27 protein-coding genes are annotated in these 24,797 nt (G+C 70.7%); 16 read left to right on the top strand and 11 right to left on the bottom strand.

Annotation, left to right across the window (positions count from 1 at the left end; genetic code table 11):
- Positions 1-68 precede the first annotated feature (68 nt).
- From TA3x_RS17560 to TA3x_RS17545, 4 genes are read left to right on the top strand one after another with little or no spacing between them, the layout of a single operon-like run.
- Positions 69-854, top strand: coding sequence for an ATP-binding cassette domain-containing protein (locus TA3x_RS17560; protein WP_435015955.1), 786 nt, complete (start codon positions 69-71; stop codon positions 852-854).
- Positions 854-2,413: an ABC transporter permease/substrate-binding protein gene (locus TA3x_RS17555; protein WP_435015954.1), complete on the top strand. Its 1,560-nt coding sequence runs from the start codon at positions 854-856 to the stop codon at positions 2,411-2,413. Before TA3x_RS17560 ends, TA3x_RS17555 begins: the two co-directional genes overlap by 1 nt.
- 53 nt (positions 2,414-2,466) lie before the next feature.
- Positions 2,467-2,916, top strand: coding sequence for a hypothetical protein (locus tag TA3x_RS17550; RefSeq protein WP_435015953.1), 450 nt, complete (start codon positions 2,467-2,469; stop codon positions 2,914-2,916).
- A complete protein-coding gene (locus tag TA3x_RS17545) occupies positions 2,906-3,346 on the top strand; it encodes a hypothetical protein (RefSeq protein ID WP_435015952.1) in 441 nt (146 codons plus the stop codon). The genes TA3x_RS17550 and TA3x_RS17545 overlap by 11 nt, the downstream gene beginning before the upstream one ends.
- A gap of 36 nt (positions 3,347-3,382) precedes the next feature.
- On the opposite strand, the gene TA3x_RS17540 is transcribed toward TA3x_RS17545, so the two are convergent.
- The 3 genes from TA3x_RS17540 to TA3x_RS17530 all read right to left on the bottom strand — a co-directional run bounded on the left by TA3x_RS17540 (position 3,383) and on the right by TA3x_RS17530 (position 6,614).
- A complete protein-coding gene (locus tag TA3x_RS17540) occupies positions 3,383-3,934 on the bottom strand; it encodes a T6SS immunity protein Tdi1 domain-containing protein (RefSeq protein ID WP_435015951.1) in 552 nt (183 codons plus the stop codon).
- 77 nt (positions 3,935-4,011) lie between these two features.
- Positions 4,012-5,280 carry an MFS transporter gene (locus tag TA3x_RS17535; RefSeq protein ID WP_435015950.1) on the bottom strand — a complete coding sequence of 423 codons (1,269 nt, stop codon included), beginning with the start codon at positions 5,278-5,280 and terminating at the stop codon, positions 4,012-4,014.
- A gap of 116 nt (positions 5,281-5,396) precedes the next feature.
- Positions 5,397-6,614 carry a glycosyltransferase gene (locus TA3x_RS17530; protein ID WP_435015949.1) on the bottom strand — a complete coding sequence of 406 codons (1,218 nt, stop codon included), beginning with the start codon at positions 6,612-6,614 and terminating at the stop codon, positions 5,397-5,399.
- A gap of 444 nt (positions 6,615-7,058) precedes the next feature.
- Between TA3x_RS17530 and TA3x_RS17525 the strand changes: the two genes are divergently transcribed.
- Complete coding sequence (locus TA3x_RS17525; RefSeq protein WP_435015948.1) at positions 7,059-7,499, top strand: hypothetical protein; 441 nt, start codon at positions 7,059-7,061, stop codon at positions 7,497-7,499.
- Positions 7,500-7,590: 91 nt separating this feature from the next.
- On the opposite strand, the gene TA3x_RS17520 is transcribed toward TA3x_RS17525, so the two are convergent.
- A complete protein-coding gene (locus TA3x_RS17520) occupies positions 7,591-8,583 on the bottom strand; it encodes a DUF1573 domain-containing protein (RefSeq protein WP_435015947.1) in 993 nt (330 codons plus the stop codon).
- A 429-nt stretch (positions 8,584-9,012) separates the two neighbouring features.
- On the opposite strand from TA3x_RS17520, the gene TA3x_RS17515 reads away from it, so the two are divergent.
- Together TA3x_RS17515 and TA3x_RS17510 are read left to right on the top strand one after the other, a co-directional pair.
- Positions 9,013-9,471: an STAS domain-containing protein gene (locus TA3x_RS17515; protein WP_435015946.1), complete on the top strand. Its 459-nt coding sequence runs from the start codon at positions 9,013-9,015 to the stop codon at positions 9,469-9,471.
- Positions 9,472-9,630: 159 nt separating this feature from the next.
- Positions 9,631-9,945, top strand: coding sequence for an STAS domain-containing protein (locus TA3x_RS17510; RefSeq protein ID WP_435015945.1), 315 nt, complete (start codon positions 9,631-9,633; stop codon positions 9,943-9,945).
- A 104-nt stretch (positions 9,946-10,049) separates the two neighbouring features.
- Here TA3x_RS17510 and TA3x_RS17505 read toward each other — a convergent pair whose 3' ends face one another.
- On the bottom strand, positions 10,050-10,244 hold the full coding sequence (locus tag TA3x_RS17505; RefSeq protein WP_435015944.1) for a DUF433 domain-containing protein: 195 nt from the start codon (positions 10,242-10,244) through the stop codon (positions 10,050-10,052).
- Positions 10,245-10,313: 69 nt separating this feature from the next.
- A complete protein-coding gene (locus TA3x_RS17500; RefSeq protein WP_435015943.1) occupies positions 10,314-11,780 on the bottom strand; it encodes an MATE family efflux transporter in 1,467 nt (488 codons plus the stop codon).
- 92 nt (positions 11,781-11,872) lie between these two features.
- Between TA3x_RS17500 and folD the strand changes: the two genes are divergently transcribed.
- Together folD and TA3x_RS17490 are read left to right on the top strand one after the other, a co-directional pair.
- A complete protein-coding gene (folD, locus tag TA3x_RS17495) occupies positions 11,873-12,766 on the top strand; it encodes a bifunctional methylenetetrahydrofolate dehydrogenase/methenyltetrahydrofolate cyclohydrolase FolD (RefSeq protein ID WP_435015942.1) in 894 nt (297 codons plus the stop codon).
- A 55-nt stretch (positions 12,767-12,821) separates the two neighbouring features.
- On the top strand, positions 12,822-15,182 hold the full coding sequence (locus tag TA3x_RS17490; protein ID WP_435015941.1) for a hypothetical protein: 2,361 nt from the start codon (positions 12,822-12,824) through the stop codon (positions 15,180-15,182).
- Positions 15,183-15,194: 12 nt separating this feature from the next.
- Here the strand turns inward: TA3x_RS17490 and TA3x_RS17485 are convergent, their stop codons facing one another.
- The 5 genes from TA3x_RS17485 to TA3x_RS17465 form a co-directional block, all read right to left on the bottom strand.
- The gene (locus TA3x_RS17485; protein WP_435015940.1) at positions 15,195-15,710 is read right to left on the bottom strand and encodes a hypothetical protein; all 516 of its coding nucleotides are present in this window, start codon (positions 15,708-15,710) and stop codon (positions 15,195-15,197) included.
- A gap of 102 nt (positions 15,711-15,812) precedes the next feature.
- Positions 15,813-16,256: a helix-turn-helix domain-containing protein gene (locus tag TA3x_RS17480; RefSeq protein WP_435015939.1), complete on the bottom strand. Its 444-nt coding sequence runs from the start codon at positions 16,254-16,256 to the stop codon at positions 15,813-15,815.
- Positions 16,257-16,415: 159 nt separating this feature from the next.
- Entirely contained in the window at positions 16,416-16,679 is a 264-nt protein-coding gene (locus TA3x_RS17475; protein WP_435015938.1) for a hypothetical protein, read from the bottom strand.
- A 43-nt stretch (positions 16,680-16,722) separates the two neighbouring features.
- Positions 16,723-17,181, bottom strand: a complete 459-nt coding sequence (arfB, locus tag TA3x_RS17470; RefSeq protein WP_435015937.1) for an alternative ribosome rescue aminoacyl-tRNA hydrolase ArfB — start codon at positions 17,179-17,181, stop codon at positions 16,723-16,725.
- A 131-nt stretch (positions 17,182-17,312) separates the two neighbouring features.
- A complete protein-coding gene (locus TA3x_RS17465) occupies positions 17,313-18,689 on the bottom strand; it encodes a hypothetical protein (protein ID WP_435015936.1) in 1,377 nt (458 codons plus the stop codon).
- Between the two features lie 21 nt (positions 18,690-18,710).
- Here TA3x_RS17465 and TA3x_RS17460 point away from each other — a divergent pair, with 21 nt between their 5' ends.
- From TA3x_RS17460 to TA3x_RS17430, 7 genes are all read left to right on the top strand, one after another.
- Positions 18,711-18,887 carry a hypothetical protein gene (locus tag TA3x_RS17460; RefSeq protein ID WP_435015935.1) on the top strand — a complete coding sequence of 59 codons (177 nt, stop codon included), beginning with the start codon at positions 18,711-18,713 and terminating at the stop codon, positions 18,885-18,887.
- A gap of 308 nt (positions 18,888-19,195) precedes the next feature.
- Positions 19,196-20,107 carry a PEP-CTERM sorting domain-containing protein gene (locus TA3x_RS17455; RefSeq protein ID WP_435015934.1) on the top strand — a complete coding sequence of 304 codons (912 nt, stop codon included), beginning with the start codon at positions 19,196-19,198 and terminating at the stop codon, positions 20,105-20,107.
- 330 nt (positions 20,108-20,437) lie between these two features.
- Positions 20,438-21,016 (top strand): hypothetical protein, encoded by a 579-nt coding sequence (locus tag TA3x_RS17450; RefSeq protein ID WP_435015933.1) that lies wholly within the window; start codon positions 20,438-20,440, stop codon positions 21,014-21,016.
- A 149-nt stretch (positions 21,017-21,165) separates the two neighbouring features.
- Complete coding sequence (wecB, locus tag TA3x_RS17445) at positions 21,166-22,350, top strand: non-hydrolyzing UDP-N-acetylglucosamine 2-epimerase (RefSeq protein ID WP_435015932.1); 1,185 nt, start codon at positions 21,166-21,168, stop codon at positions 22,348-22,350.
- Between the two features lie 99 nt (positions 22,351-22,449).
- Positions 22,450-23,451 carry a DNA polymerase III subunit delta gene (gene holA / locus TA3x_RS17440; protein WP_435015931.1) on the top strand — a complete coding sequence of 334 codons (1,002 nt, stop codon included), beginning with the start codon at positions 22,450-22,452 and terminating at the stop codon, positions 23,449-23,451.
- Between the two features lie 23 nt (positions 23,452-23,474).
- On the top strand, positions 23,475-23,726 hold the full coding sequence (locus TA3x_RS17435) for a hypothetical protein (protein ID WP_435015930.1): 252 nt from the start codon (positions 23,475-23,477) through the stop codon (positions 23,724-23,726).
- Entirely contained in the window at positions 23,723-24,736 is a 1,014-nt protein-coding gene (locus tag TA3x_RS17430) for a cation diffusion facilitator family transporter (RefSeq protein ID WP_435015929.1), read from the top strand. The genes TA3x_RS17435 and TA3x_RS17430 overlap by 4 nt, the downstream gene beginning before the upstream one ends.
- The last annotated feature ends 61 nt before the right edge of the window (positions 24,737-24,797 follow it).

The following is a 24,797-nucleotide window of genomic DNA, read 5'->3' as shown; positions in this document are numbered from 1 at the left end:
GGTCGGGCCGGCCGTCGGCGATCGTACCGACGCACGCCCTTCGCGTCGACCCGGGAGCCAGCCCGACCATGCCCAGCCAGCCCGATCCTGCCAAGATCGCCGTCGCCTGGCGCGACGTGACCAAGTCCTACCCGGACGGCTCCCAGGCCCTGAAGGGGGTCACGCTGGAGGTGGCGCAGGGCGAGTTCCTGGCGATCCTCGGGACCAGCGGGTCGGGCAAGACGACCCTCTTGAAGATGGTCAACCGCCTGATCGACCCGACCTCGGGCGAGGTGTCCGTGGATGGCCGATCCACCGCGGAGTGGGACCCGATCGCCCTCCGCCGCTCGACCGGCTATGTGATCCAGGACGTGGGCCTGATGCCCCACCTGACGATCCGCGAGAACGTCGGCCTCGTCCTCCGGCTCCAGGGGGTCTCGACCACCGCCCGCGACGAGCAGTCCGACCAATCGCTGCGGATGGTCGGCCTGGACCCCGAGGCGATCGGCCTGCGGTTCCCCCACCAGTTGAGCGGCGGCCAACGTCAGCGCGTCGGCGTGGCCCGGGCCCTGGCCACCGGCCCGTCGCTCCTGCTGATGGACGAGCCGTTCGGGGCGCTCGACCCGATCACCCGTCGTGAGATCCAGGACGAGTTCCGCGACCTCCAGCGCCGGCTGGGGACGACCGTGATCCTGGTGACGCACGACATCCGCGAGGCCTGCCGGATGGCCGATCGCCTGGCCCTGGTCGACGGCGGCCAAATTGTCCAGGTCGGCCCGGCCCGCGCGTTCCTCGAACACCCGGCCACGCCGTTCGTCCGGTCGTTCTTCCAGGACGCCGAGGCCGTGGCCCCGATCGCCGGTGAGGCCGCCTGATGAATGACTGGTTGACCCTCCTCGCGTCCGAACGCGGTAACCTGGCCGTCGCGACCCTCGCCCACCTGACCCTGGTGGGCGAGGCCCTGGTGATCGCCGTGGCCATCGGCGTCCCCCTGGGCGTGCTGGCCAGCCGGTCGCGGGGGGCCGAGCGGACGATCCTCGGCCTGGCCAACGTCATGCAGACGATCCCGGCCCTGGCTCTCCTGGGCGTGCTCCTGATCCTGTTTCGGGGGCAGATCGGCAAGCCCCCCGCCCTGGCGGCGCTGGTGGTCTACTCGTTCCTGCCGATCATCAAGAACACGATCCTGGGGCTCAAGGGGGTCGATCGCGGCGTGGCCGAGGCGGCGCTGGGCATGGGGATGACCCCCTGGCAACGGCTCTCGATCGTGGAGTTGCCGCTGGCCGTGCCGGTCCTCCTGGGCGGGGTCCGGGTGGCGGCGGTGGCGGCGGTGGGCATGGCCACGATCGCCGCCACGGTCGGCGCCGAGGGGCTGGGCAACTACATCTATCGCGGGATCTCGCTGTCCGACCCCCGCCTGATCCTGCTGGGATCGGTGCCGGCCGCGTTGCTGGCCCTGGCCTGCGACGCCGCCCTGGGGGCGCTGGAGCGTCGGCTCGACCCGACCCGGTCCCGCGGGTTCAGCTGGCGCGACGGCCTGGCCCGCGCGGTCGCCCTGGGTCTGCTGGCGGCCGGGCTCTACGGGGCCATCCGGGACGCGATCCCCCAGGCCGGCCCGGCCCCGATCGTGATCGGCTCGAAGGACTCGGCCGAGCCGGTCATCCTGGGCCACATGATGGCCGACCTGATCGAGGCCCACACCAGCCTCCGGGCCGACCGCCGGCTCAACCTGGGCGGGACATTGGTCTGCTACAACGCCCTCGCCCGGGGCGGGTTGGACGCCTACGTCGAATACACCGGCACGGCCCTGACGACGATCCTCAAGGAGCCGCCCCAGACCGACCCGGCCCGCGTCCACGCGCGGGTCGCCTCGGTCCTCCGCGATCGCGACGGGATCGAGACCTTCCCGTCGCTGGGGTTCGAGAACACCTTCGCCATCCTGATGCGGCGGGAGCAGGCCGAAAGGCTGGGCGTGGCCACGATCTCCGACCTCATCCCGCACCTGGCGGAGATCCGCCCCGGCTTCGGCCCCGAGTTCATGAGCCGGCCCGACGGCTTCCCCGGCCTGGTGAAGGCCTACGGCCTGAACTTCGCCCACGCCCCGCGCGAGATGGACCGGAACCTCCTGTACCGGGCGGTCGCCGGCGGCTCGCTCGACCTCGCGGCCGGCGACTCGACCGACGGCCGGGTCGCCGCGCTCGACCTGGTGCAACTGGTCGACGACCGCCGCTACTTCCCCCCCTACGAGGCCGTCCCCCTGATCCGCCACGCGACCCTGGAGCGCCACCCCAGGCTCCGAGACGCCCTCGGCCGGCTCTCCGGCCGGATCGACGCCGCCACCATGCGTGGCCTCAACCATCAGGTCGATGGGCTCAAACGCGACCCCGCGCAGGTGGCCCGCGAGTTCCTCGACGCGGCCGGCCTGCTCAAGCCCTGACCGCGTCTGGTACGATCGAGGAGCAGGTGCGACTTCTCATCGGAGCCCCATCCATGGCAACCGCTTCGAAACCCGACCTTCAACCCGGCGAACGCGATCGGCTCCTCAACGCCTGGATCGACCGGATGACCGACCTCGTCCGCACCGTCGAGGCCTGGGCCATCGCCGACGACTGGGCGACCCGGACGATCACCAAGAAGATGGAAGACCGCGAGGTCGGAGACCATCGCGCCCCGGCCCTCCTCCTCCAGAAGGAGACGGTCCGCGTCATCCTGGAGCCCATCAGTCGCGAAGCCGTGGGCGGCATCGAGGGCGTGGCCGATCTCTACCTGATGCCGGCTTATGACGATATCGTCCGGCTCTATTTCTCGGATGGTTGGAAGGTCGATTACCCCTCGGAAATGGCGGCGAGGCTCGGTATTGCCGACCTGGAATCGCCGAAAGCGTTCGATCAGCACGCATTCCGACGGATCGCCGGGGAGTTGAGCCGGGATGCGTCCTGATGCCGACGATCCCCGGATGAGGATCAAGGCCATCGAACGCGAGTACCTGACGATGCGACTGGCCGCCGATCGCCTGATGCAACACGGTGGGGCGGATGCCTCGATCCTCCGCGAGGCCGGACTTCGCGTCGCGGACCTGGCACAGGCGTCGGCCCGCCTCGAAGCGACCTATTTCATCCGACTCTTCGCCGCCTTCGAGAATGCCTTGCGCGATCGCTGGATGACCTGGAGGACGACCCGTCCCAAGATGGAAGACCTGGTCAATGGCCTGGCTTCACGCCGCCAGATTGCGGCGGATCTTCTGCAGGAGGTCCACGAAGCGAGGAATTATCGGAATTCGCTCGTCCACGAATTCGATGAGCGGATCGCGCCGATCACCCTCGCCTCGGCCCGCCGCTCGACCTGCCTGTTCCTCGGCTATCTGTTTTGAGCCGGGCTGACGGGCGAACGGCAGCGACCATTGCATTCAGTTTCGCCTACCATAGTCCACCTTGATCGGCGCGGCGGCCTTGCCGGGGCCGGCGACGGTGGGCGGGCGATCGGGGTGGTAATTCACCTTGATCGTCATCGGGGTATCGTCCACGGCCAGCGCCGCGCCCTCGGAGGCGCGGGGGGCGAGCAGGACGAAGTGATGCGCGATCGGCCGGACCACGCAGTTCTCGACCGTGTAGGCCCCGCCCCCGGAGGTCGGGATCCGCAGCCCGTAGCACTGGCCGGGGCCGAGGGTGTGGCCGGCGGCGACCAGCTGGTCGACGAGGTCGGGGCGGAGCCAGGCCTCGGCGTTGGGGCCCTCGTCCAGCTTGCGGGAGAAGTCCTGCCAGTTGTCCGCGACCAGCGTGAGCGTGCCGGCCGACACGTCGAGCCAGCAGACCGAATGGTCGACGCAGACCAGGAACAGGTCGCCGAACCGGTTCATCAGCCAGATCGAGAACTCGTAGGGGAGCAACGGCCGCCAGTCGGCCAGCAGCTTGGGCCAGTCCGGCTTGTCCGGGTCCAGCAGATAGTCATCCACCGTCATGGCCGACTCCCTTCGGTGACGCGGGACGCGGAAGGCCCGGGCGCCGTCGATGGCGCCCGGGTCGGATGGTCGATCGATCAGACGAGCATCGGGTCGCCTTCGACGGGGGCCTTCTTGCGGATCGCGGTGTCGCGGAAGAACAGGGCGAAGATCGCCATGCAGATCAGCGTCAGCACGAACGGGCCGGCCCAGATCTTGTGCCAGTCGTTGTTGAAATAGGTGCGGATCCAGCCGGTCAGGACGCTGCCGACCACGGTGCCCAGGCCGTAGATGATGAAGATCAGGAAGTTCTGGGCGGTCGCCTTGATGTCCGGGCCGGCGGCGCGGTCGACGTACATCTGGGCCACGACGAAGAAGAAGGCGAACGCGAAGCCGTGGAGGCCGATCGTCGCGATCATCAACTCCCAGGGCTGGCCGATCGCCGACAGGCCGAACCGCACCGCCCAGGCCGCGGCGCCGATCATCATCGTGGTCTTGACGCCGAACTTGCCGACGGCCAGCGGCACCAGCCCGATCACCACGGCCTCGGCCACCTGGCCGATCACCATGTAGCCGCCGATCTTCGCCTCGTCGGTGCCGATCGCCCCGAGGAAGATCGCCTCGCAGGCGAAGTAGAACGCCAGCATGATCCCGATCAGCCCGGCGACCAGCGTGAGCACCGCGAACGAGCGGTCGCGGAGCAGGTCCAGGCTTTCCAGGATCGCCGACCGCTTGGGCACCACCTCGTCCTGGCGCACCTTGACCGGCGGCGTGTGCGGCAGCGTGAAGCAGTACAGGCCGTAGAGGATCGACACCGCCCCGGCCACGCGGAGGCAGTCGCGGCTGGCCGGCATGCCGATGGCGTCGAACAGCGGCTTCAGGGGCGCGAGGCTCCCGGCCGAGGAGCGATACCAGGCGAAGAACAGCCCGGCCGCGATCCAGCCGAAGGTGCCCCACATCCGGATCGCCGGGAACTGGTCCTGGTTCCCCTCGCCGGCCGTCCGGAAGGTGATCGAGTTGGACAGCCCCATCGTGGGCATGTACAGGTTGCAGTAGGCGAACAGCACCAGGAAGATCGGCCAGAACCCCGTGAGGTAGGCCGTCCAGATCAGCAGGACGCCGCCGATGGCGTGCGACAACGCCAGGACGATCTCGGTGGCGACGAAGCGGTCGGCGATCGCGCCCAGGATGAACGGCCCGAGGATCGACCCGAAGCCGTAGACGGTGTAGATCCAGCCGATCTGCGTCTCGTTCAGGTTGACCCCGCTCGGCCCCAGGTGGATGCCGAGGATCGGGAGCCAGATCCCCCAGACGAAGTACTGGAGGAACATCATGATCGAGAGGCGAACACGCAGGCCGAGACTCATTTCGACGGCTCCGGGGCGGGGCGGGGAAGGTCGGGAAGCGGGCCGGGGGGAGCCCGGCGAGATCCGCCCAATCTATCCCGCCCGAGGCCCGGGGGCCAGTCGTTGACGGCCGGAGATCAGGCCAGCCAGTCCAGGAGCTTGAGCATCTCGTCGCGGCAGGTGTGCGACAGGGCCCACTGGTGGCGGAGCGCCACCTTGCCGTCATCGCATCCGCCGGCCAACCGCTCCGAGATCGTCGACGAGAAGGTCTCGCGGGTCACCACGTCGAAGCGCTCCCGGTGGAGCCGGCATTCGGGCACGTCGGTCGCGACGAACGGGCGCCCGGCCGCGATGTAGTCCATGATCTTGGTCGGGCAGCAGGCGATGTTGAACGGGTGCTCGACCTGGTAGGGGATCATCCCCAGGTCGAACGAACGGATGTAGGAATTGATCAGCGACTGGTTCCGCCAGCCGATCGCGTGGATGTTCGGCATCGCCAGGCACCGCCGACGTTCGGCCTGCCAGGCCGCGCCGTTGTCCGGGTCGATCCGCCCGAGCAGGACGAAATTCGCCTGGGGATTCTCCTGCGCGGCCTTGGCCAGCATGGTCCAGTCGACCCGGTCTTCCATCGTCCCGACGTAGCCGATCCGGGGGCTGGGGATGTGGGCGATGTCGGCCGGGGGCTCGGCGGGGACCAGCAGCGGCTCCTCGGGGATCCACGCCCGGGTCGCGCCGTGGGGCAGGTGCTTGATCCGGTCGGCGGCCTCGGGCACGGCCTCGCGGAGCAGCTCGGCCCGGAGCCGGGAGACGCAGATCGTGATGTCGGCCTCGCGGGCGGCGCGGCGTTCCATCTCGGCGACTTCGGACGCGACCTTGGGCCAGTACTGGCTGTAGTCGTCGAAGTTGTAGTAGACCAGGCGATCGACCCGGAGTTCGTCGCGGAGGTAGAGGTAGTACGGGTAGCTCATCACCAGCGTGAGCGGCAGGTCGGCGGCGTTCTCGGCCTTCCAGCGGCGGATCTCGCGGGCGATCGGCTTCATCCCGACCTTGGGGTATTTCTTCATCCAGCCGGTCGGCAGGACCATCCGCTTCTTCCAGACGCCGGGCGACATCCGGTAGGCGGGCTTGTTCCACGACCACGGCCGCTCGCCGTCGCGCCAGGCGTTGCGGTAGTCGGCGCAGTGGAGGAGCAGGGTCTCGGCCCGGGACTCGGGGATCTCGCGGAACTGGTTCTCGGTGTTGAACCATCCCGCGTCGGCGACCGCGAGGGCCATCCGGGCGGCGGGCTTGGGCGTGGCCGGAGTTTCCGAATTCGGGGCGGCCGCGCGATGGTGCTGCGTCAAGGTGTTGGCCATGGTCGATCCTTCGGGCCGGTCGGGCATCGATCCTCATGCCCCACTCGTAGGTGTGTGACGAAGTGCCCAGAGTATGACCGGATCGGTTTTTCTGTCAACCGAGGCCGGGCGCGAAAATGCCGGCCTTCCGGCGAGGTTCGTGCCCTGCCCGGGGCCTCGGAGGATGCCCTCCGGTGGAAAAGGGTAGGCGCAGCCCGCAAGGTCGCCCTACAATCCCCTCACTTCCGATGACCGTGACCGGGGGGCTGCTCCCGGGACCGGAAAACTCCATCGGACGGTGACCCGCATCAGGGATGGATCGGGGGTCTGGCGGCGCGACCTGGCCTCATCGCGTCGTGTCCTGGAAGTGGAAGGCCCGTGTCGACCGTTGTTTCTCTCCGCGTCGCGGGTTCGGCCCGCTCGTCCACCCGATCGACACCATTGGTTGAAGGAAGGGACTCTCCCATGCATTCGCTGATCCTGATCACCGCGATGTCCGCCAGCGCCGGCCTGTTCGGCGGCAACAAGTCCTGCGGCGGCGGCAAGATCCAACATGCCCGGGCCTCGCACGGCTGCTACTCGGCCGCCCCGGCCCCGGCCTGCGGCGGCTCGGTCTACTCCGCCCCCGCTCCGGCCTGCGGCGGAGCCTCCTATGCCGCCCCGGCCTGCGGCAGCCCGGCGCCCTACGCGCCCGTCGTCGGATCCTATCCCGCCTCGCCGCAGGCCGCCTCGGCCCCGATGCCCTACGCCCCGGCGAAGTCGGCCCCGGCCGTGAACGCCTCGCCGTCGGCGGCCCCGGTGCCGCCCGCCCCGGCCGTCCCGCCCGCCCCGGAGGCTCCGCCCGCCCCGGCCCCGGTCCCGGACGCCGCCCCGCCCGCTCCCCCGGTGCCCTCGGCCGGCTTCTGAATCCGGACGGGACCTGGGATAGAAAGCATGAGGCCCGCGCATCCCATCGGATGCGCGGGCCTCGTTGCGTTTCGGGAGGGTGCGAGGGCGATCAGGGGACGATGGTGGCGAACGCCGTGAGGCGGGCCGGGGGCTCGTCCTTGATGTCGGTCTCGACCTCGATGACGGCGTTGTAGGGTCCGGGCTGGGCCGGGGCCTTGAAGGTGAAGTTCACCGCGTGCATCGGCCGGGACTGGTCGGGGGCCGCCGCGACGGCCAGGTCGGCCCGGCTGGCCTTGGTGCCGGTCACCTTGAACGGCTGGGCGGAGCGGACCATGATCGTCTTCTGCACGGTCTCGCCGGGCCGGATCCGCCCCAGGTTCATCACCGACGGCGAGACCGTGACGTTGGACTGGACGTTGGCCGTGACCGAGATCGGTATGCGAGGGCTGCTCGGGTCGTTGGTGATCAGGGTGAACTCATCTCGGAGGAAGCCGATCGGCGCGGAGGGCCTGAGTGTGGCCGTCAACACGTAGTTGACCTGGCCGCCGGGCGACCGGCCGGACTCCTGGAGCCGCCCGACGATGTGGTCGCTGATCGTCTTCACCTCGAGGATCGCCCAGTCGGCCTGGCCGCCGGCATAGCTCAGGGTCAGCTCGCGGGTGGGGTTGGTCGAGCGGTTGGCGACGCCGAAATCGACCTGGCCCGGCGTGAGCGTCAGGTCGCCCCGGATGAAGCAGGTCAGGTTGAGGTCGATCTCCTGGAACTGGGGCCGGTCGATGACCAGGGTCAGGCCCGACGCCTTGTATCCGGTGAATTTCGTCGTGTCGATGACGGCGTTGATGGTCGTTTGAGTCCCGGGCGGGACGAGTTTGGCGCCGACGGTGACTTCGGTGCAGCCGCACTTGGTCCGCCACGCGGCGATGTGGATCTCCTGGTCGGTGGAGTTGACCAGGCGGAAGGAGTGGTGGACCTTGGATCCGCGGGCCACGGTGCCGAAGTCGTGCGATCGATCCGGGAAGACGGCGTCGGTCCAGTCCGCGGCCCCGGCGGGCCAGGCGCACCCGGCCGCGATCGCGACCGCGGCGAGCAGTGCAAGACGCATGGGAACTCTCCCCCTCGGCTTGGGACGATCGGAAGGGACGACCCTGTCGATCCGACCTCGTTCCACTCGCCCCGGTCTTGGGAAGGCTCGTCGGCGATCCGATCCGACGCGAATGGGCGGGGGCCGGTGAGACGGCGGCAACCCCCGTGCCGGGACCCCCGAGGTGGTTCGGCCCGGGCACTCATCTATCATACCACGCCGGCCCCGACCCGGCGGCCCCGCCCGCCTTGAGGAACTGGCGTCCGGGCCGTCCCGATGGTAATCTGGTCGGGCGAAGCCGTCGAGACGCCCTGGGGGCCGAGCCGGCCGAAACCCGCGCGTCCCGCCGGCGTCGCCGCGAGACATCCCCCACGAACCGAGGAGAGCCGGCGTGGGTCCGCGTCGCGACATCCCACGGTACGGGCCTCCCCCCCGGCGGACAGGATTCCCATGCTCAAGCCTTCGGTGCAGGTCATGGATGCGGATGGCATCCTGGTCGCGGAATTCTGGGATTGCCTCCGCCTCGACCCCGCCCCGGTCAAGGACCTCCGCCAGCACTTCGAAGCCCACATGAAGGCGGGCGGGCGGCCCGACCTGGTGATCGACATGCTGGGCGTCGCCTTCGCCGGGTCGGCCTCGCTGGGGGGCTTCATGGCGCTGCACCGGCTGGTCGGGCCGAAGGGGGGCCGGATCGTCTTCTGCAACGTCGACGAGACGGTGTACGAGGTCTTCCGGATCAGCAAGCTCAGCCCGATGTTCGGCTTCGTCGCCGACCGCCCGGCGGCGCTGGAGTCGCTCCGGTCCGGGGCGACCGCCGAGCCCAAGGCGACCCCCGCCCCGCCGGCCCCGGCCGAGCCCCCGGCGCCGCGTGCCGCCGGCCCCCTGGGCCGCCGCCGCAAGCCGAGCTGAGGCGGCCGTTTCGTTTTGACGGCATGCCGTCGCAATCTCGCGGCGCGCGGGTTATCCTGTGCGGACGGAATTCGACCGTCCGCATCGGTTGGCCGTCCAGATCGTCCGGAGCCCGCGATGACCGCTTCCTCGCGTATCGAGTCTCACGAAGAGGATGGGGTGCATATCGTCTCGTTTCGCGACCGTCTCCTGTTCGATGATCGCACGGTCCGCGAAGTGTCCGAACAGCTCGGCGCCGCCCTGCCCAACGACGGCACCCCGATCCGGCTGGTCCTCGACTTCTCGGGGGTCGACCTGATCTCCAGCTCGCTGCTCGGCAAGCTGATCCTGCTCCAGCGCCGGGTCGACAACTCGGGCGGCAAGCTCCGGCTGTGCGAGCTGACGCCGACCGTCCAGTCGGTCTTCCGCACGTCGAACCTCGACCGCCTGTTCGGCATCGTCCGCGACCGCCACGCCGCCGCCGCCGAGCTTTGAGCCGAGGTCTGGCGTTGCCGACCTCATGACAGGGCGATGAACGAAGCGAGCGGATCGCCGTCCAGCTTCAGGATGTCGTCCCATCGAGCGGAGCAGTCCGACGATCAGGACGCGGCATAGGCCAGGCAGGCCCGAATGTCCTCGGCGGTCAGGTTCGGGAAGTCATCGAGGATCTCGGTGGGCGTCATGCCCCCGGCGAGATATTCGAGGATATCCTGCACGGTCATCCGCAGGTCGCGGATGCACGCCTGGCCGCTGCGCTTGTCGGGATCGATCGAGATCAGATGTCGGTCATCCATCAGCGCCAATTTACCCCAACTCATCCGAAGGGACAAGGGACGCCGGATCCGGGGCGGCGCGGGCCGTCATCACACCCGGGCCGTCTTCCAGCCCCCGTGGAGATAGCGGGCGGCGACCAGGACGCCCCGCAGGGTGAGGTCCGCCAGCATGGCGAACCACGCCCCGCGCAGGCCGAGGCCGAGGCCGCCCGACTCCGGGCCCAGGGTGAACCAGTAGGTCAGCGGCATCCGGATGCCCAGGTAGCCGACCATGACGATGATCCAGGGCCATCGGGTATCCCCCGCCCCGCGCAACGCCCCGTTCAGGACGTTGAGCGTGGCCAGCCCCGGCAGGGCGAACGCCACGATCCGCAGGACCGGCACGCCCTCGGCCGTCACCTCGGGCTGGCGACCGCCCAGGAAGAGATGGAACATCGCCCCGGCCTCGGCGTAGAGCAGCACGCCCACCGCCATCAGCACCGCCACGCCGATGGCCCACGCCGTCCGCCCGGCGCGGGCCGCGAGGTCGGGCCGGCCGGCGCCGAGGTACTGGCCGGTCAGGGTGCCGGCGGCCACCGAGAACGCGGTGACGGTGAGGAACGCCAGCGCCTCGCAGCGGATCGCCACCCCGTGCGCCGCCGAGGCCGTGGGCCCCAGGTGGTTGATGAGGCGGAGGAACCACATCTGGCAGAAGACGTTGGTCAGGCTCTCGCCCGAGGCGGGCAAGCTGATCCGGAGGATCCGCCACGATTCCCGCCACCTCGGACGCAGCCCGGCCGGGTCGAGCCGCAGCCCGGAGCGCCCCCGGGCCAGGATCACCAGCACCGCCAGCCCGCCGACCGCCTCGCTGATGGCCGTGCCGATGGCGATCCCGGCGAATCCCTGCGACGGGAAGATCCCGAGGCCGCTGACCAGGCCCCAGCTCAGCCCCACATTGATCGCGTTCACCAGGATCATCACCCACATCCCGGTGCGGGTGTCACCCACCCCGCGCAGGCAGGCGATCCCCGCCGTGGCGCAGGCCAGCAAGGGGGAGGCCAGCAGGATCAGCCGCAGGAACAGCACCGCCCCGTCCGCCGCCCGCCCTTCCAGCTCCAGGAGGTCCACCACGGCCGGGGCCAGGGCGAGCCCCAGCAGCAGAACGGCGGAGCCGAGCGACAGCGCCAGGAAGATGGCCTGCTGGCAGGTCCGCGCCGCCTGGCGCGGCTCCCCGGCGCCGGTCAGGCGGGCCACCAGCGCCGTGGCGCCGACCGAGACGACCGTCATGAGGCTGCCGAGGAACCAGAGCAGATAGGTGGCGTTGGCCACCGCCGCCAGGTCGTCCTCGCCGAGATAGCGGGCGGTCAGCAGGGTGTCCGACAGCCCGACCAGGTAGAGCAAGAATTGCTCGACCAGTACCGGCCCGGCGAGCCGCAAAACCTGGCCGGACATCGACGGCCCGTCCCGCCCCGGGCCCTGCTCCAACAGGGGGATCGCCGCCGTCCCCCGGCCCGACTCCGCGTCCGCGTCCATGTCCGTCCCGTTCGAAAGGAGTCGCAGGCCCTGGAAGTCGGCCATGCCGGGATCCATTATACTGGAGAGGCCAGGGCCCAGGCCCGATGGTTCGAAGGACGCTCGCCCCACTCTTCCCCTCTCGAAAGGACGCCGCGTTGGCCGCCCGCATCCTCGACGGAAAAGCGCTCGCACAGACGGTCCGGGACCAGGTCGCGGCCGAGGTCGCCCGGCTCCGGGAATCGTCGGGGCGCGTCCCCGGCCTGACGGTCGTCCTGGTCGGCGAGGATCCGGCCAGCCGGGTCTACGTCCGGAACAAGGAGAAGGCCAGCGAGGCCGCCGGGATGCGGGGCCGCCTGCTCCGCCTGCCGGCCGACGTCGACGAGGCGACGCTGCTGGCCACGATCGACGGCCTGAATGCCGACCCCGACGTCCACGGGATCCTGGTCCAGCTCCCCCTGCCCCGGCAGATCTCCGACCGGGCGGTGATCGAGCGGATCGACCCGAGGAAGGACGTCGACGGCTTCCACCCCGAGAACGCCGGCCTCCTGGCGATCGGCCGCCCCCGGTTCGTCCCCTGCACGCCCCTGGGCGTCCGGGAACTTTTGATCTCCTCGGGGATCGAGACCAAGGGCAAGCATGCGGTGATCCTGGGCCGGTCGCAGATCGTGGGCAAGTCGCTGGCCCTGCTGATGCTCCAAAAGGGGCCGGGCGGCGACGCGACGGTCACGGTCTGCCACGCCTCCACGCCCGACGTGTCGGAGTTCACCCGCCGGGCCGACATCGTGGTGGCCGCCGTGGGCCGGCCCGAGTGCCTGCGGGGCGACGCCATCAAGCCCGGGGCGGTGGTCATCGATGTCGGGATCAACCGCCGGGAGGACGGCTCCCTGTGCGGCGACGTCCACTTCCCGACGGCCTCCGAGGTCGCGTCGTGGATCACGCCGGTCCCGGGCGGGGTCGGGCCGATGACCGTGGCCATGCTGCTCCGCAACACCCTGGACGCCTTCAAGGCCGCCGAGGGGCTCGACCGGCCGGGTTCCCCGGCCCTCTGAGCGTTCCGAACCGGACGACCGAGACACTTCCGAGGGCCGGGATATGCGACGGGCGATGGGTGCGGTCCTGGCCCTCCTGGGGATGCTGGCCGGGGGCCCGACCCCGGTGAAGGGGCAGGCCGTCGGGCCCGACCTGGCGAAGGTCCGGGCCGAGCTGGCCAATGACTCGACCCCGATCGCCGAGCGGGCGACCCGGGCCCTGGACACGGCTGCGGAACTCGACCGGCTCGCCCAGGAGGCCCGGACCGTCGCCGAGCGGCGCGCCCGGTGGGCCGAGGCCGCGACGCTGCTCGAAGAATTCGCCCGGACCAACCCGGACGCGGACGCCACGCCCCTGGTCCGGTTCCAGTCCGCCGTCTATCTCTGGGCCGAGGGGCGGAGCTTCGCGGACCGGGTCGATACGGCCCCGGCCGACGAGGCGGCCCGGGCGTCGGCCAGCGATCGGATGGATCGGGCGATCGCGCTGCTCCGGCTGGCCGGGGTCGAGCCGAAGCCCGGGGACGCGGCCGGGACCCTGGCCCAGAACGTCCGGTTCCGCCTGGCCCAGGCGCTCGCCGACCGGGCCCGCCTCGGCCGGGACGGCGAGCCGGGCCGCGTCGAGGCGGAGCGCGAGGCGGTCGGGCTGCTCGAACGATCGATCGCCGACCCCAAGCTCCGGGGGTTCGCGCGCCTGCTCCGCGCCGAGCTGAACAACCGCCTCGGGCATTACAACCAGGCCCAGATCGACGTCGACGAGGCCGAGAAGGCGGTCCCGCCCCCGGACCCCGGGGCCCTGGCCCGCGCCCGGGTCGCCGCACTGATCGGCCGGGCCCAGTACGCCGAGGCCCGCAAGGCGGCCGACGCCGCCCGGGCGGACGAGGCGACCCGGGGCTGGCTGGCGATCCGCGTCCTGCTGGCCCAACGCCGGGGGGCCACGCCGGGCAGCGACCGCGAGGCGCTCGACGCCGAGGTGTTCGGGATCGCCGCCGGGCTCAGGGCCTCGCCCCGGCCGGAGGCCGCCCGCGCCCTGATCGAGGTGGCCGGGGCGATCGACGAGCCGGGCGAGACCCGGCCGCTCGACTGGTGGGACACCCTGGCCGAGGGGCAGCTCCGGCTCGGCAATCCGGCGCGGGCCGGGCGGCTCCTCGCCAAGGGGGCCGACCTGGCCGATGCCGGGCCGCCCGACCGGGTGGCCTCGGCCCGGATGAAGGCCGGGGCCTGCCTGTTCGAGGCCGAGAAGTTCGCCGAGGCCGAGAAGCAACTCGCCCGGGTGGCCGACGACCCGCAGGCGCCGGGGGACCTCCGCGCCCGCGCCGGGATGCTGATCGCCCTGTCGCGGGGCCGCGCCCTGTCGCTGAAGCAGCCCGGGGCGGCCCTCGACGCCTACTATCGGGCGCTGGAGGACCAGGTCCGGCGGTTCCCCGATGCCCCGGCGACCGGGGAGGCCCGCTGGCTCCTGGGCAAGGTCCGGCGTGGCGAAGGCCGCCGGGATGAGGCCGTCGCCCTCTGGTCGGCCGTCCCCCGCGATCATGCCCGATGGCTCGACGCCCAGCTCGCGGCGACCGACCTGCTCCGGGCCGCCGTCGAGGAGGAGCGGATCAGCCGCGACCAGAGGGCGATCGCCCGGAAGCTGGAGGAGGCCCGGGACCTCCTCGCCCGGGCCGAGCGGGCGGCGACCGCCGGCAACGAGGCGGTGGAGATCGCCCTCCGGGTCGCCCTCCTGGAGCTGATCCCCGGCGTCGGCAAGCCCGGGGTGGCCCTAGACGCCTGCGAGCGGATCCTCAAGGGCGGAGCCCGCCCCGACCAGCACGAGCAGGCCCGTTTGGTCCGGGTGGTGGCCCTGGCCCGCGATGGCCAGCTCATCGAGGCCGAGCGCAGCGCCCGCGACGAGGTGCGCGCCGCGTCCCCCGCGTCGCTCCTCGCGCCGCTCCGCCTCCTGGATCGGATCGCCAGCGAGGCCGATGGCGACCTGAATCGCCGGCGGCTCGGGCTGGTCTACAAGGTCCTGGCCGGCCGGCTCACCCAGGGGCTGGGATCGATCCCGGAGCGGTCGCGCGACGAGGCCCGGCTCCGGGTCGCCCGGAGCCTGGTGTTCGCCGGCGACCCGATGGCCGCCCGCCGCGAGATCGCCGCCTGGGGCGGCCCGTCGGAAGGCTTCGATGACGGCCAGCTCCGCGACCTGGCGGACATGTACTTCCGGCTCGAAGCCTACCCCCTGGCCGCCGACGCCGAGCGTCTCCGCACCAGCAAGCTGCCGGCCGGGTCTCCGGCCTGGTTCGACGCCCGGTACAACCTCTCCCTCGCCCACTTCCGGAGCGGCAAGGCCAAGGAGGCCCGGCAGATCATCGATGCGACCGCGATCCTCCACCCGGAACTCGGGGGCGGGGAGCTGCGCGACAAGTTCACGAAGCTCCGCCAGCGGCTCGCCCAGGAGTGACGGCCCTGCCCGTCAGTTCTGGTCGACCCAGTTGATCCCGCTGCCGGTCTGGGGCGGGATGCCCGAGCCGCGCAGGGCGCCGAAGTTCGAGGCCCGAGTCGGGTAGACGACCGGCGAGAGCCCGGGCAGGAACGGGTTGGAATAGGAGGTCGCCTCGGACCCGATCAGGCGTCCGTCATAGCCGCGCGAATACTGGACCACCGGCGCGGAGGTCTGGCGGAGCGCCGAGATCGGGCCGTAGATGTCCATCGAAGTCTGGCCGAACGAGCCCAGGGGCGAGTAGCCCCCGCCCACCACGCCGTTGCCCCGGACGAAGATGTAGTTCGCCGGGGTGAAGCTGCCCAGCATCCCGGTGCGGGCCACCTGGTCCTCCGGCCGGGCGACGGTGCCCGGGGCCGCGACCCGCGCCTGCGTCGGGACCGGGGCCGCGTATCGGGCCGGGCGGCGGAAGGGGCCGCCGGCATCGGCGGGGGTCGCGAGGCCGGCCAGGGCCAGGGCCCCCAGGGAAATCCGCGTGATCAGGCGCATGGAAGATCCTCGATTCGGGAGGGCCGGCGCCTAGTCGGCGCGATTTGCCTTCGACTCGAGGAATTCTACAACAAAATTCCAGGGATGCCGGGATAACCGGAATTACCAGATCGCCCGCGAGGGCCTCGGGAGGATGCGGTAGGATTCCTCGACGATCCGGGCCAGGCCTTCGCCCAGGGGGGATTCGAGGAGTTCGTGGAACTTCCGTTCCAGGTCGCGGTCGCGGGCCGGCACGGGCGGCCCATCGATGTGGAACCGGGCCATCTCGGCGTCGGCCGTCGGCTTCGGCGAGGCGGCCTGGGCGGGCATGGCCGGGCCCGCCCACGGTGCCGTCGTCCCGACGCCGAGCTTGGGGCCGAGCAGGGCGTCGGTGGGGATCTCCAGCGCCTCGGCGATCCTGCGGAGGGTGCCGGCCCGGGGCAGCTCGGTGCGCCCGCTCTCGATCTGGTAGAGCGCCGTGCGGGAGATCGAGGCGCGGGCGGCGAGCTCGTCGGGCCCCCATCCCTTGGCGTATCGCTGATCCTTGACGCGTTGAGCCAGAGTCATCGGCGCCTCCGTGGGTCCACGTTTCATTTCATGACGCGGGTCATGAGGACTCTAGGACACCGATCGGATCGCGACAACTCGGAGTCAAAATGGGCCGATCCGCGCCGATCGATCCGTTCGCGATGGAGACGGATCGGCGGGCCGGCCCCCCGGCCGGGCTCAGGCCTGCTTGCCTTCCAGTTCCTTCATCACCTCGGCGAGCAGGGCGGGCTCGCGCTTGAGCATCAGGTGCTCGATCCGCGAGGCGGGGAATTCGAGCTTGGTGAGCATCTCAGCGGCCCGGGCCCAGAGCTTGTCGCGCTTCTTGCCCTCGGCCAGGTACAGCTCCCCGACCAGCTCCGCGAGCCTCTGGGACTGGATGGCGTCGTAGTTCTGGTAGAACCGCTTGATGATCTTCTGCTGGTAGGGCGTGTGGTTGGCCAACGGTCGGCTCCGGGGAGGGTGGCGGATGGGTTCGGCCGCGGGATCAATCGTGGTCGGGCTTGCGGCGCAGGTTCTTGGTGGTCGATCGGCGGATCTTGGCCTCGACCCGCCTCTTCTTCGACGCCAGGGTCGGCCGGCTCGGCCGGCGCGCCTTGGGGGGGCGGGCGGCGGCCAGCACGATCAGGCGGAGCTTGTCGAGGCAATCCTCGACGTTGCGGCCCTGGTCGCGGGTGAGCTGCGACGCGACCAGCAGCTCCCCTTCCTTGGTCAGCCGGGGGGCCACCGCGCGGAGCAGGCGATCCCGGACCGCCGGGGGCAGGCTCGGGCTGGCCGATGGGGTCCAGCGCAGCACCGCCTTGGAGTTGACCTTGTTCACGTTCTGCCCGCCGGGGCCGCCGGAGCGGGCGAACTCGAACCGGAACTCGTCGCGGGGGATCGACAGGGTGTCGGTGACGACCAGGGTCGTGCCGTCGCCGGGCGGTGATTGCGAGGGGTCGTCCATGAGGGCCACTTTACCCGCCCGGGGGCCTCCCGGTCATCCGCAAAACCGGCCGGGGCGGGCGGGGGAAATCTCCCCCATCCGCCCCGGCCGGACGTCCGCGATGCCGTTCCGCCCGGTCGGGCGGCCGGAGGTCAGGAGCCTCCGCCGATGACCTGGAAGCTCGCGGCCCCCCGGCCCGGGGCGGCCTTGCCCGCCTTGACGACCTTGCTGGCGTGGACGTTCTTCCGGGCCAGCGAGACCTTGCGGGCCGTGCCGTCCCCGCCCCCGGCTCGCGAGGGGGCCTCGGCGACCGCGCCGTTGGCGCCCGGCAGCCTCTGCGAGACCCGGCGGGTCAGCGGATCGACCAGGTCGATCACGGCGCCGGTGTTGGCCCGACGGCGGGCGGCGGCCGGGATCACCGGGGTCAGCGGGATGCCGGCCTGCTCCAGCCGGGAGAACTTGGCGTCGCGGGCGGCGAGCTGCCGGTCGCTGTAGAACGAGTCGTCGCGGTTGAAGACCCGCACCGAGCTGCGGAAGGTCGTGCCGTCATTCAGGGAGCCGATCAGGACGCCCTGCTGGACCCCGGGGGGGATCTGGACGTCGAGGCCGTTGAAGACGAACGTCTGGTCGGGGAACTCGTCCCGATTGATGTTGTTCTCGAACGACAGGATCGGGGTCGCCCCGTTGGTCTCCACGTCGTCGGCGCTGCCGAACCGGACGGTCGACAGGTCGATGTTCTGGGTGTCGAAGCCCGACGTGCCGATCACCGTCACCCGGATCGCCGAGTTGTGCGCGGTGTTGATGTGGTTGTTCTGGTGCGGGTTGACGTAGATCGGCGGCGACACCGGCGGGCAGACGACCGGCGGCGGCGGCACCGGCGGCGGCGGCGTGGCATCCGGGATCCGCACCAGCTGCGGTGGGAAGTAGGCGTCATTGACCCCGATGTTCTGGTCCGACAGCCCCTCGGCACCGATGCTCACGGCCGAGTTCGGCCCGAGCACCTGGCCGGTGAACTGCTGGTAGAGCAGCGAGAAGTTGGTGATCTGCATCTCCAGGTTGGGATGCGCCGGGTCGTTCACCAGGTAGACGTTGCCGGTGTACTGCGGCAGCTGGGCGCCAAAGCCGATCCGCTGCTTGACCAGCGGGTTGGGGTCCTCCTGGATGGCCGTGGCCACCTGGTACGGCTTGGGGCCGGTGTTGCTGACCGCGGCCTGCGGGAAGCCCGCGATCACGTCGGCGATGCCGTCGTTGTTCAGGTCGATGAACGCGGCCATGCTCTCGGACTGGCCGAGGTCGGCGGGGTCCTGGAAGCTCGGCTCGATCCCCCCGCCCTGGCCGTCGGAGATGATCGGGTTGACAGTTCCGGAATTACCGTTATTGTCTGCGTCACCGGCAATGACCATCTGCCCGGTGCCGCGCTGATTGTCCGGCTGTTGGATGCCAATGTTCAGCGTGTCATCGGTCGAGTCGTAGGTGACCCGGATGCCATTGATGTCGAAGCCCGAGACCAAAATCTGGTCCCTGAGCAAATTGTTGTCCGGGAAGGTCGGGTGGAATACGTTTGGGTTATCTGGGAGAACAACGACGCCTGGGTTCCGGTTGGCGGGGAAATCGATCAGAACGTTTCCGGTGAAGTTGACGGCAAGGAGCTGACGATGATCGAGTTGCTCCATCGCCACGTTGGCCCGTCGCCGGGACGGCTGATCGACACGACGTCGCCGCCATGAAAGAACGGCATCGGAAATCTTCTTGAGGAACGACATCGCGCCTAAGTCCTTTCCTGAAAACGGGCCGTGTGAATGGGCCGTTCCGGGTGGGGTGAGAGAGCCGGGTCCGAGGCGGCGACACCGCCGACGACCGGAGCGACGCGGATATGGAGCGGAGCCAGGCCGGACATCGGCCTGGCGAGTTGACCGGCCCAAGACGAAGATGAACTGGGCTGGAGGAATGATGGACTCGCCCCCCCCTCGCCGCATGCCCCTGGCAGGCGGCGAACCGACGGGGACGACAGCCCTAACGCGGAAGGAGTCTCGTTATGGTTCGGTGCAGTAATATCCGCCTGGCACTGGCGGCCCTGGCCCTCCTGGGTGCCGGGACCACCGCCTCGGCCGAGGCGATCAAGTTCGCGACCGGCGATGTTGAGAAGGACATGCCGGCCAACTCGAAGTCCGTGACCGTCGTCCCGGGCCGTGCCTACGACAGCGTGGCCCGCCCGGCCAACTTCGACGGCGTCGACGGCTTCACGATGAAGGACCTTCGCCTTAGCTACGACGCGAAGACGGATACGCTGTCCGTCGGCATCAATTACTACGGCATCGCGGGCGACGTCGACGGCAAGGGCGGCGCGACCCCGGGCCTGTACAATCCCCCGAATATCGGCGGCGGTAAGTCGATCTCGGTCGCCTTTGCGCCGGTGAGCGCCACGGGCACCGGGGCGGGGACGCCGGTCGTCATCGCGGGCATCCCGGTGGACAAGTCCAACCCGATCCTCAACGCCAACGGCCAGCCCGCCACGATCAACGGGTTCAAGGTCGCCACCTACAACCCGAACGGCGTGGGCGCCCTGGGCGCCAAGTTCGGGACGAACCTGGTCGCCAACACCGGCGACCTGGCCTTCAACCCGTCGGCCGAGCACCCCGACTTCGAGTTCACGATCAAGAATTTCAGCAAGATCCCCGGGCTCAAGGCCCTGGAGAAGGGGTTCTACGTCGAGGCCTACACCGGCACGGGGACGGTCATCACGATCGGCAAGAGCACGATCCCCAGCACCTTCATCACGCCCCCGCCGAACCAGCCGCAGACGATCGTCGTCCCGCCCATCACCCCGTACGTCCCGGTCCTGCCGCCGCAGGTGCCCGAGCCCGCCACCCTGCTGGGCTGGGGCATCATGATCGGCGGGGCGGCCTGGCGCGTACGCCGCCGCATCCGCCCGGTCGCCTCGGTCTGATGATCCGGCCTTGAGCCGATCCATAGCATGTTCCATGCGCGAAGCGGCGGCCCAGACTTTGGGTCGCCGCTTTCTTTTTCGGCCCGATCGCCGGCCGGCGCATCGATCATTTGGGAGAAGCCTCCTCCCCATCGCGGCACACGCCCGATCTCCCGGCAAGTCTCGCCAGCCCGATCCTTCGCCCGTCTCTCCCGCTGTTTCGCCAACCCGCAAGGTCGCCCGCCGGACTCCGTGGCCCTCCTGCATGGGGGCTTGCCGCGGTCCCGGCGCCGGATTACGGTCGATGGTCGGCGTTCCACACGACCGCGATGCCAACCGGGAGCCCCAGCGATGCCGATCGGGACGATCCACCTCGCCGCCCTGGCCTTCGCCCTGCATCCGATGGCCTGGCAGGACGCCCCGGCGGAGCATCCGCGACCGGGCGCGGAGCCTCCCCTCTCGATGTCTCCGGCGGTGGCCTGCCGCAAGATCGAAGGATACGAGCTGTTCGAGCCGCTCCCCGACGCGGCCGTCACCGCCGACGAGAAGCTCCAGGTCTACTACCGCCCGATCGGCTACAAGATCGAGCGGAAGGGGAAGCAGCACGTCGCCCGCTTCTCCCAGGATGGGGAGATCCGCCGCAAGGGGGAGAAGAAGGTCGTCTCCAAGAAGGTCAACATCCTGGAGTACGAGGCCAAAAGCGACGACCCGCCGTACCGGGTGTACCTGGTCAACCACGTCGGCCTGAAGGGGCTGCCCCCCGGCGAATACGAGCTGACGATCCTCCTCCGCGACGCCTTGCGCCCGGGGGCGTCGGCCTCGCAGGTCCTCCCGTTCCGGATCATCCCGACCCCGGCGGCGCCCCCGGGGCGCGACGAGCCCGAGCCCGAGACGCCGCCGAGCCCGGCACGCCCCGGCCCTCGGCGATGAAGGGCCGAACGGCGGGCGATTCTCGGCCGATTCCCCCGACCGGCGATTGAACGAACCGTGGGACGCGGCCATACTCGGTCGAGCCCGCCGGGGCGTGCGCGAGGGCATCGCGCATCCGGCGGGGGCGGGGTCCGGGAGAGTGTGGGCCGATGGGGGACGACGCGGGATCCGATGGTCATCTCGTCCTGTGCGTAGTGGGCACCCGGCCCGAGGCGGTGAAGATGGCCCCGGTGGTGCTTCGGCTCCGCCGGGCCGAGGGCCTGCGCGTCCGGGTGGTGACGACCGGGCAGCACCGCGAGTTGCTGGACCGGGCCCTGGATGACTTCGGCATCGCCTCGGATCGCGACCTCGGGCTGATGCGCCCGGGGCAGACGCTGGCCCAGGCCGCGGGGCGGGCCCTGGAGGCCCTCGACGGGGTCCTGGAGGCCGAGCGGCCCGAGTTCGTCCTGGCCCAGGGGGACACCACCACCGTCCTGGCCTCGGCCCTGGCCTGCTACTACCGGCAGGTCCCGTTCGGCCACGTCGAGGCCGGGCTCCGGACCGGCCAACCCTATCGGCCGTTCCCGGAGGAGAAGAACCGGGTCCTGGCCGGGCACCTGGCCGAGCTGCATTTCGCCCCCACCCCCCAGGCCCGCGCCAACCTGCTCCGCGAGGGGATCGACCCGGCGACCGTCCACGTCACGGGCAATACCGGGATCGACTCCCTCCGCTGGATCGCCGACCGATCGGTGCCCCTGCCGATCGCCCCGGCCACCGATCGCTTCCTGCTGGTCACGGCCCATCGCCGCGAGAACTTCGGGGCGCCCCTGCGCGAGATCTGCGACGCGATCCGCGCGATCGTGGACGGCGATCCCGGCCTCGGCGTGGTCTTCCCGGTCCACCCCAACCCCTCGGTGCGGTCGATCGTGGTGGACGCTCTGCGGGGCCACCCCCGAGTCCACCTGATCGACCCGGTCGGCTATCCCGCCTTCGTGGCCCTGATGCGGGCGTCATTCGCGATCCTCACCGATTCCGGCGGGGTGCAGGAGGAAGGCCCCTCCCTGGGCAAGCCGGTGCTCGTGCTCCGCGACGAGACCGAGCGCCCCGAGGCGGTCGCCGCCGGGACCGTCCAGCTGGTCGGGCCCCACCGCGATGCGATCGTCGCCGCCGTCCGGGCCCTGGCCGACCGCCCCGACCTCTACCGGAAGTTCGCCACCGCCATCAATCCTTATGGGGATGGCCACGCCTCGGAGCGGATCGCCCGCGTCCTCCAGGCCCGCCTGGGCATCGAGCCGCCCCCCTACCCCGCCGGGATCGCCGCCGAGTGGACGCCGGGGGGTCCGCCGCCCGGCTGAACGAGTTTGCCGATCGGGCCGAGTTCCTCGCCCCCGCCCCGCCCCACGTGCTAAAATGTTCCGGTGGACGTGGGGCAAGGCGACCTGGGGCCCGCAAGCATGCATGCCTTCGAGTTCATCAAGACGGCCGCGCGCGGGGCACTGAAGCCGATCTACGCCCTGTCGGGCGACGATGCCTACCTGCGCGACGAGTCGATCAAGGCGATTATCCGCAAGGCCGTGGACGGCGACGACATGGCCGTGGCCCGGTTCGCTGGCGAGCAGGCCGGGCTGGCCGCCGTCCTGGACGAGGTCCGGACCCTCCCGTTCCTGGCCAAGTGCCGGGTGGCCGTGGTCGACAACGCCGACCCGTTCGTGACCGCCCACCGCAAGGAGCTGGAGTCCTACGCCGAGAAGCCGGCGACCTCCGGCGTCCTGATCCTCTCGGCCAAGACCTGGCCCGGCTCCACCCGGCTGGCCAAGCTGGTCGACAAGGTCGGGGCCTCGATCGAGTGCAAGACGCCCAAGGAGGCCGAGTTGCCGGCCTGGCTGGTCCAGCACGCCAAGGCCCACGTCGGCGTCCGGCTCGACAACGACGCGGCGCAGCTCCTGGTCGACCTCGTCGGCCCCGAGATCGGCCTCCTGGCGATGGAGGTCGAGAAGCTGGCCGTCTACGTCGGCGAACGGGCGAGCATCGGCCGCCAGGATGTGGCCCGGATGGTGGGCGCCGGGCGGGTCGAGACGGTCTGGCGGACCCTGGAGGAGGCGACCGTCGGGCACGGCGGCGAGGCCCTCGCCGACCTCGATCGCCTGATGGCCTCGGGCGAGCATCCGGTCAAGCTCCTGGCCGGCTTCGGATATCCCCTGCTCAAGCTCCACCACGCCGGGCGGTTGCGGCGGGCCCGGCTCGACCACAAGGAAGCCTGCCGGATCGCCGAGATCAACCACTACGGCGTCGAGAAAGCCCGCCAGCAGCACGCCCACCTCGGACCCGACCGCGTCGAGCGACTCCCGGAGATGTTGCTCCAGGCCGACCTCGACCTGAAGGGGGAGTCGTCGCTCGACGGCCGGATCGTCATGGAACGCCTCTTCGTGGAACTGGCGCGGAAGCGTCGCGACTGATCGATCGGCCCACCCACCGCACCATGAACCACTGCATCGACAAGATCCGGGCCATCGTGGCCGAGGGCCGCGACGACCGCCGGTCCCTGCTCCAGCTCGGCTACAACCTCGGCCGGCTCAGCGAGCTGACCGGGCTGGGCCGCGAGCCGTTCTGGGACCGCTGGAAGGACGCCGTCGCCGCCTGGGATCGCCCGGCGCTGGACCGGCTGGCACGCGATCTGCTGGAACTCGACCCATCCCTCCTCAAGCCCGACACCGAAGCGACCGGATCATGAGCCAGCATCCCGACACATCGTCGCGGCGTTGGGCGGCCCTGCTGTCGCTCGGCGTGGGCGTGCTGATGCTCGCCGGCAAGTGGGTGGCCTACCTGCTGACCGGATCCAACGCCATCCTGTCGGATGCGTTGGAGTCGGTGGTGCACGTCGCGGCCACGGCGTTCGCCTTCGCGAGCATCGTCCTGAACGCCCGCCCGCCGGATGCGGCGTATCCCTACGGCTACGGCAAGATCTCCTACTTCTCCGCCGGGTTCGAGGGGGCCCTCATCGCCCTGGCCGGCGCGGTGATCGTGTACGAGGCCGGGGATGGCCTGATCCACGGGGCGGAGCTGACGCGGCTCGACGCCGGGATGGCGATCATCCTGGCGGCCAGCGTGGCCAACCTGGCGCTCGGGCTCTACCTGCTCCGGGCCGGCAAGCGGTCGAACTCGCTGATCCTGATCGCCGACGGCCATCACGTCCTGGCCGATTCCTACACGAGCTTCGGCGTCGTGCTGGGCGTCGGGCTGGTGCTGGCCACGGGGCTGACCTGGCTGGACGGGGTCGTGGCCCTGATCGTGGGGGTGAACATCCTCTGGACGGGTTACGGGCTGGTGCGGGAGGGCTTCTCCGGCCTGATGGACCGCGCCGACCCGTCGCTCCTGGATCGGATCGTGTCCGCGCTCCAGGCGGGCCGCCAGCCGGGCTGGATCGACATCCACCTGCTCCGGGCCTGGCAGGCGGGGGACCGGACGTTCGTCGACTTCCACCTCGTCGTCCCGGAAGACTGGACCGTGGGGCTGCTCCACGAGGCGAACCACGCCTGCGACGACCTCCTCCGCGCCGCCCTGGGCGACGCCGCCGAGGTCAACATCCACTTCGACCCCGACCGCCCGGGCGCCTACGACGCCCGCCGCCCCTGGACCGTCGCGACGGCCATCCGCCAGGCGTCCCCCGCCCGGGAGGCGGCCGCGCCCGCCGGGCCGGGGCGGACCCCCGAAATCCGGAGGGCGGACCCCCTTCCTAATTAAGGGGGGGCCGGACCGATCCACGAATTTAGTGATTGTATTCCCCTTCCCCGTCGGCAACAAT

This window comes from Tundrisphaera macrotermitis (genome assembly GCF_051175315.1).
Classification (GTDB): domain Bacteria; phylum Planctomycetota; class Planctomycetia; order Isosphaerales; family Isosphaeraceae; genus Tundrisphaera.
This window is presented reverse-complemented; position numbering and strand designations above follow the sequence as displayed.

Excerpts from the sequence above, each read along its gene's own strand:
- TA3x_RS17550 (WP_435015953.1), top strand. The coding sequence starts at position 2,467 with ATGGCAACCGCTTCGAAACCCGACCTTCAACCCGGCGAACGCGATCGG.
- arfB (WP_435015937.1), bottom strand. The coding sequence starts at position 17,181 with ATGGACGACCCCTCGCAATCACCGCCCGGCGACGGCACGACCCTGGTC.
- TA3x_RS17450 (WP_435015933.1), top strand. The coding sequence starts at position 20,438 with ATGCCGATCGGGACGATCCACCTCGCCGCCCTGGCCTTCGCCCTGCAT.
- TA3x_RS17545 (WP_435015952.1), top strand. The coding sequence starts at position 2,906 with ATGCGTCCTGATGCCGACGATCCCCGGATGAGGATCAAGGCCATCGAA.
- TA3x_RS17540 (WP_435015951.1), bottom strand. The coding sequence starts at position 3,934 with ATGACGGTGGATGACTATCTGCTGGACCCGGACAAGCCGGACTGGCCC.
- TA3x_RS17535 (WP_435015950.1), bottom strand. The coding sequence starts at position 5,280 with ATGAGTCTCGGCCTGCGTGTTCGCCTCTCGATCATGATGTTCCTCCAG.
- TA3x_RS17520 (WP_435015947.1), bottom strand. The coding sequence starts at position 8,583 with ATGCGTCTTGCACTGCTCGCCGCGGTCGCGATCGCGGCCGGGTGCGCC.
- TA3x_RS17485 (WP_435015940.1), bottom strand. The coding sequence starts at position 15,710 with ATGCGCCTGATCACGCGGATTTCCCTGGGGGCCCTGGCCCTGGCCGGC.
- TA3x_RS17455 (WP_435015934.1), top strand. The coding sequence starts at position 19,196 with ATGGTTCGGTGCAGTAATATCCGCCTGGCACTGGCGGCCCTGGCCCTC.
- TA3x_RS17435 (WP_435015930.1), top strand. The coding sequence starts at position 23,475 with ATGAACCACTGCATCGACAAGATCCGGGCCATCGTGGCCGAGGGCCGC.
- TA3x_RS17530 (WP_435015949.1), bottom strand. The coding sequence starts at position 6,614 with ATGGCCAACACCTTGACGCAGCACCATCGCGCGGCCGCCCCGAATTCG.
- TA3x_RS17505 (WP_435015944.1), bottom strand. The coding sequence starts at position 10,244 with ATGGATGACCGACATCTGATCTCGATCGATCCCGACAAGCGCAGCGGC.
- TA3x_RS17555 (WP_435015954.1), top strand. The coding sequence starts at position 854 with ATGAATGACTGGTTGACCCTCCTCGCGTCCGAACGCGGTAACCTGGCC.
- TA3x_RS17515 (WP_435015946.1), top strand. The coding sequence starts at position 9,013 with ATGCTCAAGCCTTCGGTGCAGGTCATGGATGCGGATGGCATCCTGGTC.
- TA3x_RS17500 (WP_435015943.1), bottom strand. The coding sequence starts at position 11,780 with ATGGCCGACTTCCAGGGCCTGCGACTCCTTTCGAACGGGACGGACATG.
- TA3x_RS17525 (WP_435015948.1), top strand. The coding sequence starts at position 7,059 with ATGCATTCGCTGATCCTGATCACCGCGATGTCCGCCAGCGCCGGCCTG.
- wecB (WP_435015932.1), top strand. The coding sequence starts at position 21,166 with ATGGGGGACGACGCGGGATCCGATGGTCATCTCGTCCTGTGCGTAGTG.
- TA3x_RS17430 (WP_435015929.1), top strand. The coding sequence starts at position 23,723 with ATGAGCCAGCATCCCGACACATCGTCGCGGCGTTGGGCGGCCCTGCTG.
- holA (WP_435015931.1), top strand. The coding sequence starts at position 22,450 with ATGCATGCCTTCGAGTTCATCAAGACGGCCGCGCGCGGGGCACTGAAG.
- TA3x_RS17480 (WP_435015939.1), bottom strand. The coding sequence starts at position 16,256 with ATGACTCTGGCTCAACGCGTCAAGGATCAGCGATACGCCAAGGGATGG.
- TA3x_RS17490 (WP_435015941.1), top strand. The coding sequence starts at position 12,822 with ATGGGTGCGGTCCTGGCCCTCCTGGGGATGCTGGCCGGGGGCCCGACC.
- TA3x_RS17560 (WP_435015955.1), top strand. The coding sequence starts at position 69 with ATGCCCAGCCAGCCCGATCCTGCCAAGATCGCCGTCGCCTGGCGCGAC.